This window comes from Candidatus Methylomirabilota bacterium (assembly GCA_035315345.1).
Lineage (GTDB): Bacteria > Methylomirabilota > Methylomirabilia > Rokubacteriales > CSP1-6 > CAMLFJ01.
Genome location: DATFYA010000193.1, coordinates 38,791 through 50,513, shown reverse-complemented (window position 1 = coordinate 50,513; position 11,723 = coordinate 38,791). Strand labels below are relative to the sequence as shown.

General features: G+C 66.1%; 10 protein-coding genes. 1 reads left to right on the top strand and 9 read right to left on the bottom strand.

Annotated features, from left to right (window positions below):
• Window positions 1-8: 8 nt before the first annotated feature.
• The 8 genes from VKN16_24845 to VKN16_24810 form a co-directional block, all read right to left on the bottom strand.
• Window positions 9-1,019, bottom strand: a complete 1,011-nt coding sequence (locus VKN16_24845; GenBank protein ID HME97448.1) for a GDP-mannose 4,6-dehydratase — start codon at window positions 1,017-1,019, stop codon at window positions 9-11.
• Window positions 1,016-2,191, bottom strand: a complete 1,176-nt coding sequence (locus tag VKN16_24840; GenBank protein ID HME97447.1) for an alkaline phosphatase family protein — start codon at window positions 2,189-2,191, stop codon at window positions 1,016-1,018. The genes VKN16_24845 and VKN16_24840 overlap by 4 nt, the downstream gene beginning before the upstream one ends.
• Before the next feature lie 27 nt (window positions 2,192-2,218).
• Window positions 2,219-3,577 carry a sugar transferase gene (locus VKN16_24835; protein ID HME97446.1) on the bottom strand — a complete coding sequence of 453 codons (1,359 nt, stop codon included), beginning with the start codon at window positions 3,575-3,577 and terminating at the stop codon, window positions 2,219-2,221.
• Entirely contained in the window at window positions 3,574-4,356 is a 783-nt protein-coding gene (locus tag VKN16_24830; protein ID HME97445.1) for a CpsD/CapB family tyrosine-protein kinase, read from the bottom strand. Before VKN16_24830 ends, VKN16_24835 begins: the two co-directional genes overlap by 4 nt.
• Before the next feature lie 239 nt (window positions 4,357-4,595).
• Entirely contained in the window at window positions 4,596-5,642 is a 1,047-nt protein-coding gene (locus tag VKN16_24825) for an AAA family ATPase (protein HME97444.1), read from the bottom strand.
• A gap of 4 nt (window positions 5,643-5,646) precedes the next feature.
• Window positions 5,647-7,245 carry an XrtA system polysaccharide chain length determinant gene (locus VKN16_24820; GenBank protein HME97443.1) on the bottom strand — a complete coding sequence of 533 codons (1,599 nt, stop codon included), beginning with the start codon at window positions 7,243-7,245 and terminating at the stop codon, window positions 5,647-5,649.
• Window positions 7,242-8,636 carry a sigma-54 dependent transcriptional regulator gene (locus tag VKN16_24815; GenBank protein HME97442.1) on the bottom strand — a complete coding sequence of 465 codons (1,395 nt, stop codon included), beginning with the start codon at window positions 8,634-8,636 and terminating at the stop codon, window positions 7,242-7,244. Before VKN16_24815 ends, VKN16_24820 begins: the two co-directional genes overlap by 4 nt.
• 683 nt (window positions 8,637-9,319) lie before the next feature.
• Complete coding sequence (locus tag VKN16_24810; GenBank protein ID HME97441.1) at window positions 9,320-10,054, bottom strand: hypothetical protein; 735 nt, start codon at window positions 10,052-10,054, stop codon at window positions 9,320-9,322.
• Window positions 10,055-10,134: 80 nt separating this feature from the next.
• Between VKN16_24810 and VKN16_24805 the strand changes: the two genes are divergently transcribed.
• Window positions 10,135-11,079, top strand: a complete 945-nt coding sequence (locus VKN16_24805) for a hypothetical protein (GenBank protein HME97440.1) — start codon at window positions 10,135-10,137, stop codon at window positions 11,077-11,079.
• Window positions 11,080-11,090: 11 nt separating this feature from the next.
• Here the strand turns inward: VKN16_24805 and VKN16_24800 are convergent, their stop codons facing one another.
• A complete protein-coding gene (locus tag VKN16_24800; GenBank protein HME97439.1) occupies window positions 11,091-11,534 on the bottom strand; it encodes a GGDEF domain-containing protein in 444 nt (147 codons plus the stop codon).
• Window positions 11,535-11,723: the final 189 nt, after the last annotated feature.

Below are 11,723 nucleotides of genomic sequence, written 5' to 3'. Positions count from 1 at the left end.
CGAGCGGCTCAATCCGCGGACGTGCCCGGCACTGGCGGCAGACGACCGCCGGCCGCGGCCGCGTCGGAGGCCAGCATCATGTGCACGAGGCCGGCGAAGTCTACCGACGGCGCCCAGCCCAGATCGCTCCGGGCGAGACGAGCGTCCCCGCGCAGGTCGTGGATCTCGCCGGAACGGAGCAGACGGGGATCGGTCTCCACGTAGTCCGCGATCAGGGGCGTCGCCTCGCGGGGATCCGGGATGCCATGGACCAGGGCCAGCACCATGCTCAGGAACTCCTCCACGCTGTGAGACTCGCCGGTGGCGATCACGTAGTCCCGCGGCGTGGGCTGCTGGAGCATGGCGTGCATCGCGCGCACGTAATCGCCGGCGAAGCCCCAGTCGCGACGCGCCGCCAGATTGCCCAGACGAAGCTTGCTGCGATCGCCGGCGGCCCATCCCGCGGCGGCCCGCGTGATCTTGCGGGTGACCATCTCGGGGCCGCGCCTCGGGGACTCGTGGTTGAAGAGGATTCCCCCAACCGCGAACAGCTTTCGGGCGCGGTAGACCTCGAGCAGCCGGTGCGCCGCCATCTTGGAGACGCCATACGGTGACGTCGGCGCCAGCGGCGTGTCCTCGTGGCAGAGCCCGTCCACGTTGCCGAACATCTCGGAGCTGGACGCCTGGTAGAGGCGGGTCTCCGGCTTGCGCTGCTCGATGAGGCGGAGGAGACGGCTCGGGCCTCCGACGTTGATGTCGAACGTCTCATCGGGGATCTCCCAGCTGGTCGGCACGAACACCTGGCCGGCCAGGTTGTAGATCTCGTCGGGCCACGCCTTCTGAAAGGCGATCTCCAGAGAGGTGGCGTCTCGCAGGTCGCCGGAGATCATCTCGATCCGGTCGAGAATCGGGACCAGCCAGCGCAACGACTCGGGCTCCCGGCGACCCAGCCCGAAGACCGTGTACCCGAGGCTCAGCAGGTACTCGGCGAGATAGCTGCCGTCCTGGCCGGCGATGCCGGTGATCAGCGCACGCTTCATGTCGGCGACGCCTCCGATCGCACCGCGTGCGCGGCCGTCACCATGAGCGGATGGATGTCGAGCAGGCTCTTGACCTCGGTGGCGGGTCGGCGGCTGGACAGAAAGATCCCGTCGGAATAGGCATCATCCGGGTGGTAGCCATGCATGCCCGCCGGCGCCCATCCGCGGCCGTTGAAATCGCTACCGCCGATCAGCCAGCCGGGCTCCAGCAGGAACACCAGCTCACCGTAGCGTCGATCCGGAAAGAGGATGCCGAGCCGCTCGAGCTCGTCGTCGGCGAGAATGCGACCGTAGGGAACCGCCCGAAGCCGATCCTCGACCCGCCGGCGCGCTTCGTCGGTCGAGAACCAGAAGCGACCCATGGTGGAGTCGTAGACCGCCAGATATTCGCGCGGCATGGCCAGCCCCAACCGCTCGACCTCTCCGACCAGGTTGCCGACATGGCGGACCGGGGTCATGCCGTGGTCGGAGATCACCGTGAACTCCGCGGCCGGGTCCACCGCACGGGCGGCGTCGAAGACCTTGCCCAGGCCGCGGGCGTACCAGTCGAGGCGCTCGTCGAACGGAGCGTCGGTATCGCAATGGTGGTGGAGGAACCGATCCATCTCGCTCAGGTAGAGGAAGAAGAAGCCGGTGGTGCGTCGCTCCAGATCGCGCCGAGCCTGCTCCAGGATCTCCTCGTCGCGCAGGGAGTGGTACGAGTAGACCCGATGCGGAACGCCCCGCTGCACGAGGTGATCGAAGATGGAGTCGACCGCGATTCCCCTCGGGGCATAGATGTTCCGCCTCTCGGTCCAGTTGAACCAGGGAAGCAGCCGCGGGCTCACGCATACCTCGAAGAGTGGGCCCAGGCCCAGGACGCGCCGGCCCAGCTCCTTCAAGGCTTTTCGGCCGAAGCGATTATCGAGCAGGCGCTCGGGAAGGAAGCGAAGAAATCGAAGCCATCCGAACGGGGAGCCCGCCCGATCTCGGTACATGAGATTCCAGTGGCCGTGATCGGCGGGCACGCGGCCGGTCAGGATGGATGGGATCGCGCCCGAGCTGTATCCCAGCACCGTGCGAAGAGGCTGCTGGTGCGGCAGGAAGTTCCGGAGGAAGTCCTTCTTCTCGATCAGCGCCCAGCCCAGGGCGTCGATGAGAACGAAGATCCGAACTGATCCGCGGTTGCTCATCGACGATCCACCCGAGCGAGCGCTCGCCTACCGGGCTCCCCGACCGAAGAGAACGATCTTCGCGGTGTCCACGAGAATTCTCAGGTCGAGCCAGAAGGACATGTGCTTGATGTAGAAGAGGTCGTGCCGCATCTTCTCGGTGACTTGCTCGAGGCTCACCGAATAGCCGGAGCGCGTTTGCGCCCAACCGGTGAGCCCCGGGGCGATCGAGTGGCGAAGCGCATAGTAGGGGATCTGCTCGGTCATCGCCCGGACGTTCGAGAGGATCTCGGGCCGGGGCCCGACCAGGCCCATCTCACCCCTCAGGATGTTCCAGAACTGGGGCAGCTCGTCGAGACGCAGCGGCCGCAGCCAGTGGCCCACCCGGGTGATGCGGCCGTCGTCGTCGCGATTCCAGATCGAGTCGGGGGAACGCTCACCCGGCACCGCTGGGTGCATCGTCCGGAACTTCACCAACCGGAAGGCCCGTCCCCCTTGGCCGGCGCGCTCGTCGATGAAGAAGACCGGCCCCCGTGAGTCGATCTTGATCGCCAGCGCGATGACCGCCATCAGCGGCGCGGTGACCACGAGCCCGACGATCGCGGCGACGAAGCTCGCCAGACGTCTCATGCCGAGCTGCAGGCGCGACTTCTGGAAGGCCCCCGAGAACACCAGGAACGACGGCGTGAGCGACTCGATCGGGAGCTTGCCGGTGAAGTACTCGTAGGTGCTGAGTCCGTCCTCGACCAGGATGCCCTTCGTTCCGCATTCCAGGAGGTGGGCCATCGGCATGCGGCCGCGACGCTCGGTCAGCGCGACGATCAGGCGATCGGGCTTCACGTCATCGACGATCTTGTCGAGGCGCTCCAACGGGCCCAGGACGGGATAGGGCAGGCCGCTGACCTCGGCCTCGAGACCGTCCTCGACGATTCCGACGACCGCATAGCGGAAGTTCGGCCGAGATTCGATCTCGTCGATGATGCGTCGCGCGAGCGATCCGGCTCCCAGGATGAGAACGCGATCCGCGAACGCCCTCCGGCGCATGACGGTGTAGCCCAGGGCACGCAGGGGTACGAGCAACCCGATGCTGACCACCAGGCTCGAGAAGAAGGCGCCACCGCCGATCCGGGTGTCCGGGAAGATCGAGTAGAAGCCGCCGAGGAAGATCAACGCGACCCCGAAGGACTGCAGCAACCGCGCGGAGAAGAGGCTGAAGCTGCGCACGACCTGGAGATCGTAGAGGTCGTTGTAGTAGAAGGCGATGATGCAGCAGGAGGAAATGGCCGCGGCTTGCCAGATCATGGTGGCCACGTCGATCCAGTCCACGAACAGGAGATGACCCCAGGCAAAGATGCTTCCGCACACCGCCAGGAACAGGACGAGGCCTTCGAGAGCGGCCAGGCTCAACGGACTCGGTCCCGGGGGCGGCTCCCGGCTGCGCGGCCACCGCGACCCAGGAGCGAGCCAACCCCCTTCGAGATCTTCCGGAGTGTTCCGGCGCCGTGCCCGGGCGTCGAGGCGGGCGCGTAGTACGCCGAGTAGTACCGATTGTAGCGGTTCGACAGCAGGTGATCGAACCCGTTGAAGACGAGCCCGACCACCTTTGCGGGGTCGAGCACGTCGAGCGCGGCTTCGAGGAGCGCTCGCGGAGTACGGTCCGCCGCGACCACGACCACGACGCCGTCCACCCAGCGGGCGACGACCCGGCAGTCCTGCACCGCCACCAGGGGCGTCGTGTCCATCACCACGTAGTCGTACTGCCGGCGCGCCTCCTCGAGCAGGGTCCCCAGCCGTGGAGATTTGAGCACCTCGTACGGACTCGGCGGTGTCTGGCCGGCGACCACCACGCTCAAGTTGTAGGGGGGCCGTGGCTGCACGATGTCGGCGAGGGTGAGCTTGGAGTCGAGGATGGCGTCCACCAGCCCCAACCGGGCCGAATCCCCGAAACCCAACAAGCGGCCGATGGCGGGCTGACGCAGATCGGCCTCGACCAGCAGCACCGACGCGTCCGCTCCCTGGGCCAGCGCTCCGGCCAGGTTGATGGCGGTAGTGGTCTTCCCATCGCCCACGCCGGGACTGGATATCGCGATGACCGACAGATTGTCGGTCTTTCGTCGCTGCTCCACCACGTGACGAAGCGCCCGATACTGCTCGGCCTCCAACCCGGCCGGCGACACCAGGCTCACGAGGTGACCGTCGACTTCGCCAGATGCCGCCACGGAGGAACGGCGGGGCGGAGCGGGGACACGGCGGGTCGGTACGGCCGCCGGCGGAGCCGCAGTGGGGGGCGGCGGCGTGAACGGAGTCGGTGGCGGCGGAGTCGCCGGAGGCGCGGGCGTTGGGCCGGTCGGGGACAACGGGGTCGGCGGAGGGGTCCGCAACGCGCGGTCCCGCTGGGCTTGCTCGAGTGCTTTGGTGAACTTGCTCATCGTGCCATCAGGGTCCGGACCATCCGGGCAATGTCCGAGAGGTAGGTGGTAGAAAGGTCCATCGCGTGGGGCAGCAAAGACGGATGCGCGACGAAGGTCATCGCGACTCCGGCAATCAGGGCCGCAGAGGTACCGAGCAAGCCCCATCGCAGCGGGGTCATCCGCGACGGCCGCGCCCGACTCCGGCCGGTCCGGGCCCGGACCCTCGTCCTTCGCGTCTGCCGCGGCACCGCGCCGGCCTCGAGATAGCCGATCGCCTGCTCGACGATGTCCCGATCGATCCGTCTGGTCTGGTCGGCATAGCCGATCAGCAGGCAGTGGTCGCAGAGGGTATTCACGATCCGCGGGATGCCGTCCGCGTAGTCGGTGATGCGGGTGACCGCTTCCTCGGTGAAGATGCCCGCGTCGTTGGCTCCGGCTAGACGGAGGCGCGTACGCATGTAATTGCGCGTTGCGTTGCGGGTCATGCGTGGGATGGAGCAGAGCATGCCGATGCGCTGCTTGAGCTGCCGAAGCTCCGGGAGCTCGAGCCGGGCGAGCAGCTCCGGCTGTCCGACCAGAACGATCTGGAGGATCTTCTCTTTGGTGGTCTCGAAGTTCGACAGCAGCCGGATCTGTTCGAGGGTCTGGGGGTAGAGGTTCTGGGCCTCGTCCAGGATGAGCACCGTGTTCTGCCCGGTCCGGTGGCGCTCGAGCAGGAAGTTCTGCAAGGTCACCAGGCGCTGCGCGTGCGACTCCCCCGGCTTCTGGATCTCGAAGTCCTCGAGCATGTACTCGAGGAGGCCCTGGAACGGCAGCATCGAGTTCGAGACGTAGGCGACCGCGGTCGTGCTGTCCAGCTCGCGGCGAAGCGCCTGGAGCAGGGTGGTCTTGCCCATGCCCACCTCGGCGGTAATCAGGATGAAGCCCTTTCGCTCCTGGATGCCGTAGAGCAGCTGGGCGAGCGCCTCCCGGTGGCCCGGAGTCATGAACAGGAATTCCGGATCGGGAGTCACCCCGAAAGGATCCCGCTCGAGTCCATAGAACGGCAGGTAGATGGCCACGACGTCAGGTCCGGGCGGCGGCAGGTCTGGATAGCAGCTGGGCGAGCTGCTCGTTCCCGTGAGCAAAGAAGTAGGACGAGCCGGCCACCACGAGCACGCTCAGCACGACTCCAGTCGCGAGAAAGCGGAACCGCCACCGCTGCCGCCTCACGTCGTGATCGGTGAGGATCCTCGGGATGCTGACCAGCAGGGGAATCCCGACGTGTCCACGCAGGTCCGACGCGGAGTGAAAGGACGTGTCGAGCACTTCCGCCAGGATGACGGCCCCGGCCCCGAGCGCCAGCGACAGCACGATGCTCACGATCAGGAGGCGATCGCGCCGGGGCGCGGTCGGGCTGGCCGCGGGTACCGCCGAGTCCAGGATCTTGAACTGCTCGCCCTTCTGCCGCTGCTCCATGCTTTCGGCGAGCTGGGCCTCCTCGAACCGCCTGGTGAGGTTCTGGTACAGGTCCTTCGTGGTCTCGTAGTTCCGGGTCAGCTCCTGAAACTCCTGCTCGTTCTTGGGCGTCTCGTCGATCCGCGCCTGATAGGAGTCCATCGACTTGCGGAGTCGCTGCTCGTCGGTCTTGGTCAGCGCCAGCTCGGTCTCGGCGGACTTGAGCATGCCCTGAAGGCGCATGACCTCGGGGGTGGGGGGAATCTCGGCGGTCTTGGGCTTGGATTTCGGATCGGCCATCTGCTTCTCGAGGCGCGCGATCTCGTCCTTGATCTGGACGATGTCCGGCCACAAATCGGTGTACTTCATCCGCAACGCGACCAGTGCCTGACGGAGTCGGGCCAGCCGTACGTCGTCGGGCTCGGGGCCTCCCGCATCGATCCTGGCCTGCGCGAGCTGGGATGCCAGTTGATCCCGGCGCTCGGCGAGGCGGACCTGATTGTCCACGTTGCTCCGGAGCCGGGCGTTCAGCGAATCCAGTGCCGTGAGGTTGGCGGCCATCTGCTGGGGCAGTGAGCCCATGTTCCGACGGCGGAAGGCGCTCACCTTCGCCTCCTGCTCATCCAGCCGCTTCTGGGCCTCGCCGAGTTGGGCCCGCAGGAATTCGGCGGTGCCCGTGGCCTGGCGCTCCCGCGCCTTCAGGTTCTCCTCGATATAGAACGAGGCGAGTGTGTTGGTCACCTGGGCGACCGTCTGAGGATCGGCACCCCGGTACGACAAGGCGAAGGCGGTCGTGCTTCCGCCCTTCTTCGGGTCATTGCCTCGGAGGTCGATCTGGATATCCCGCCGCATCTGATCCACCGCCTCCTCGCTCGACGTGCGCGTGCGGAGGTTCGGATAGAGGCCGAAGCGCGTGATCAGGCTCTCGAGGCGTGAGCGGCTCAGGATCTCCTGGCTGATGGTCTGCAGTCGAATCTCGAGCTGGCTGGTCACGGTGGGGCGGACGAAAGCCTCGGGCACCTGCTGACGCTCGACCAGGACCAGGGCGGTGGACTGGTACAGATCCGGCAGCGCCATGATCGCGGTGAGCGTGGCGGTCAGCGGCAGGAGGCACACGATGATCCCCAGCCACTTCCGGCGCTTCCAGGCCGCGGAGATTCGCTCGAGCCCCGCTCCGCCCGATGGGCGCTCGTCGGCGTCTTCGAAGGTCTGGGCCGACGGGCTCACGGCCGATGGGCTCCCCGTCGCTCCCGATCCAGTCCGCTGTCCTTGATCTTGTAGAGCAGGGCGCGGTAGGAGATTTCCAGGAGCTTTGCCGCCCGCACGCGGTTCCACTGGGTCTGCTCGAGGGCTTGCAGGATCGCCTCTCGCTCCGCGACCTGGGCGGCCTTTCGAGCGATGTCCTTCAACGAGAGGCTGGCCGCCTTGGCCGGACGGGCAATGCCGTTCTCATCGACCGGCGGGGGCGCGCCGAACAACGGGCTACGTCGCAGGAGCGGATCGCCCAGCACGATCATCCGCTTGACCATGTTTTCGAGCTCACGCACGTTGCCCGGGAACCGGTGGTGCATCAGCCGCTGCAAGGTCTCGGGCGGCAGCCGCAACCCCTCGCGCCGAAACACCTGAGAGTAGCGCTGCATGAAGTACTCGGCCAGGACCGGGATTTCCTCCGGGCGCTCGCGCAATGGCGGGACCATCACCTGGATGACGTTCAGCCGGTAGTAGAGGTCTTCGCGGAACCGTCCGGCTGCCACCGCCTGCTCGAGATCCTGGTTCGTCGCGGCGAGGACGCGCACGTCCACCTTGACGGTGGAACGGCCGCCCACGCGGGAGAACTGGCCATCCTGGAGCACGTGCAGGAGCTTGCCCTGCAGAGCCGGATGCAGGTCGCCGATCTCGTCGAGAAAGATGGTGCCGCGATCGGCGGACTCGAACTTGCCGATCTTCAACTGGTGAGCCCCGGTGAACGCGCCCCGCTCGTGACCGAACAGCTCGCTCTCCAGCAATTCGCGAGGCACCGCGGCGCAGTTGACCTTGATGAACGGCCCGGTTTCCCGCACCGAGGCATCGTGGATGGCCCGGGCGACCACGTCCTTGCCCGCGCCGGTCTCGCCGCAGATGAGCACGGTGACGTCCACGCGGGCGGCCTGCTCGATGATCTCGCGGACCTCGCTCATCTTCGGGCTGCGCCAGAGGCCGACCTCGTCCCGGAGCCGCTTCCGGGCCTCGTCGTCGACCGTGCGCTCCCAGCTGCGGCGGGGACGGGCGAGGGCGCTCTTGATCACATTCTCGAGGTCGTCCGCAGAGAACGGCTTCTGGAGGAAATCGTCGGCGCCGAGGGCGGTGGCTTCGACCGCTCGCTCGCTGGCATCGGCGTCGGCGATCACCACGATCGCCCCGGGCGAGCCGCCCTGAATCTTCAGACGACGCAGGAGGTCCGTGACATTGTTCCCGAGGTCGAGCAGGCTCACGAGGAAGCGCCGCTGCGCAATCTCCAGCAGCGCGGACTCCATCGAGGCAGTACAGACCGGCTCGTAGCCCCATTCGCTGAGGGTACCGGCCAGGTGCTGCTGGGCGCTCGGTTCCGGGACAGCGACGAGCACGACTCTGTTCTTCATTGCATGGTTCTTTCGTCCAGGGGTTCGGGCGGCCTCTGTGAATAGCTGAGCATATGCGGTAGCGCGCTCAGAAAGAGCAAACACAGTGCCAGTGGCCTCCCTGGAGGCACCTGCCAAATACTTGATCTATCGTATCAGATCGGGCTCCAGAGCCGGCACTGGTCTTCACTTATTGGGAAATCGACTTCCTTCCTGACACTCTCGGCCCGAAACAGGCCGACCCTGCGTCATGATATCGATAGTTTGCTAGTTAAATCATGGACTTATACGACGACATGTGAGACGGTGATCTCTCGCATCTGTTGCGTAGAGTGCGAAGGAATGTGCTAGCGCCTTCATGCTGGCCCTTCCCTTCACTCCATGTCGCAAGACGCCAACCTAGTCCTGCACAGATCGTGAGAGAGATTCTCGTTATCTTCTCGGATATTACACGACGACCCGCCAGGCCTGATCCCGGCTTGCCGGATCAGCGGAGGACGTTCATGGCCCCTCAGGAAGACTATGCACAAGTGAGTTGCACATAGTATCAGGGTGAAATCGCGCGGAACTCCGTGACGCATTCGACGGGGTAGAAGTTGCCCGACCGGACAGGGCCCGCGGCCGCCACATTCTTGCAAAGTGGCCCGCTCGGCAGAAGAACTTACCGCCGCTTCAGTGTAAGTCTTACACCAAGATTGGCGGCATTACTTCGGAAGGTCGCCGTTCCTCGGCCTCTGAAGCAGCACGTCGAGGGCCTGGACGCGGTTCGCCAGATCGCCGAAGGCGTCGACCAGCTCGGCGCGGTCCGCTTCCACCGCGTGCAGGCGCTGCCGGATCCTGCTCACCTCTTCCCGCAACGCCTCGTTTTCACCCTCGAGAGTGTGTTTCCGCGCCTGCAAGCCCCGGATCTCGTCGAGCGTCTCCAGACACAGGCTGAAGAATCGTTGACCGTCAGACAGCCAGCGCACCAGATCGGACGACGCGCCCTCGCTCACGGCCCGGGCGACCCGCCCTGGCGGGAGCGCCTCCAACGGCGAACCGCCGCCCCGCTGCAGCGAATGACGCGACCGGGAGGTGCCGCGAGGCAGGTAGCCGGGGGTCAGGTCCAGCACCTCGGCGATCCTGGAGTACGCGACGGCTGCGGACACGTGCGCCTCCTTGACCAACTCCGCGCTGTCGGCCCCGAAGAGGTCCACCGCTCTGCCGTCCGCGGGCATGACTGCGCTGCTGATGTAACGGATGCGCTTCCCCTCCGCCTTGAGCTGCAGGCAGGCCGACGCGATGTCCCGCTGGTCGACACGCAGTCGCTCCGGGGGGACGCCGCTGAGATCTCGCTCGACCACGAAGAGAGCCATTCGATGCCTGGCCGAGATGCTAGCCGAGTCGGCTTCTCCACGCAATCCTTGCACCCGCTTTTCGCTCGCGTCATCGATCGGCACGCCCCCGCGTCAAGTTCACGCTTGTGTGGAGCGAACTCGCTCATCTATTCTCGTAGATGAGCTTCATTTGGAGGGCGCACATGAGCAAACATCTGATCGACCTTCCCGCCGCTGAACGAGACGAATTCTCCTTTCGTCCGCTGGTGAGCAAGCACCGGATCCATGATCTCAATCTCGTCGGCGACGACGAGCTGATTGCCCTGCTCGACACATATCCGCGCGAGCGGCTACAGGCCTTCACGATGGGAACAGACCGGTGTCGGCGCGACGACTGGCACTACGTGGATGCGTCGGCGGCCTCCGGGAAGGAGATCTTCACGGCGGTGCTGCGCGGCCGGCTCTGGCTGAACCTGCTTCGAGTCGATCTGGTCGATCGGCGTTACGGCGATGTCATCCGCCAGCTCACCAGCGATCTGCAGGAGCAGTGCAAGCGGCTCGGCCTGCTCTCGATCAACTTCGGCACGCTGTTGATCTCGTCGCCGAGTGCGATGGTGTACTACCACTTCGACGCGAATCACCAGGCTCTGTGGCACCTCCGCGGATCGAAGCGCATCTGGCTCTATCCCGCGTGCGACGAGCGGTTCGCCTCGCGCGAGATCATGGAGCAGATCTTCAGCGGCACCTACGACTACGATGAGGAGATCCCCTACGCGCCCGAGTTCGACGACCACGCGGTCGTGTATCAGCTGGAGCCCGGCGATGTCGTCTCATGGCCTCAGAACGCGCCCCACCGGATCGAGAATCTCGACACGCTGAACGTGTCACTCTCGACCGGCTTCGTCACCGATGCGGCCGATCGCCGCCACCTCATCTACTCGGCGAACTATCTCTTCCGCCGCCGCTTCGGACTTCCGACGGTATCCACTCGCGAGTCCGGGCTGGCCGCGTCGGCGAAGTGCGCTGCGTATCGGTTGTTCCGCCGCGCCGGCTGGTTGCCGAAAGGGAAGGGGGCGGCCCGGAGCTATCCGAAGAACCTGCAGGTGGATCCGGTGGCGCCGCTGGGCTTCAGCCCGGTGGGGCGCTGAGAGTCTCTGGCCTATTCCAGCAGCCGGGCCGCGGCATGTGCCAGGAGCGCATCGTCACTGGTGCCGTCGGTCGGGAAGCACGCGAAGCCGAGACGCACATCCACCGATGAGCCCGCACCGCGGCCTTCGCGCCCCCCGGTCGCGACGAACACCTTGCGGATGCCATCTCGAATACGGTCGGCGATGAGGGACGTCTCGCTCTCCGGAGTGTGGACGAGCAACACCGCGATGTCCCGGCCGATGCTCCCGACGAAGTCGGTGGCCCGCAGCATGTCGGCGACGTGCCGCCGGACGCCGGACTCGAGATCGGCGTCCTCAACTCCCGGGCCGCTGGCTCGGATCAGACAGAGGGACAGGAAGTCCTGGTAGCGGGTACAGCGCAGCAGCTCCAGCGTGAGCAAATGACGGAATTCCGCCTCACTGAACGTCCGAGGAGCGCTCTCGGCTTCGGTCATCGTTCACCTCGCCCGTGGCCGCAAGGATCCCATCGGAGGCCGAGTCTAGCACGCTCCACCCCGGGCGCCGCGGAAGCCAGTGGGACGACCCGGATTCGATCGGAATGCGTCACAGCCGTGGAGCGTCTTTCATCCCGTGGATAGCACCAAGAGACGGCGGCGGACATGCCTCGTCGCGGAGGGCGCTCG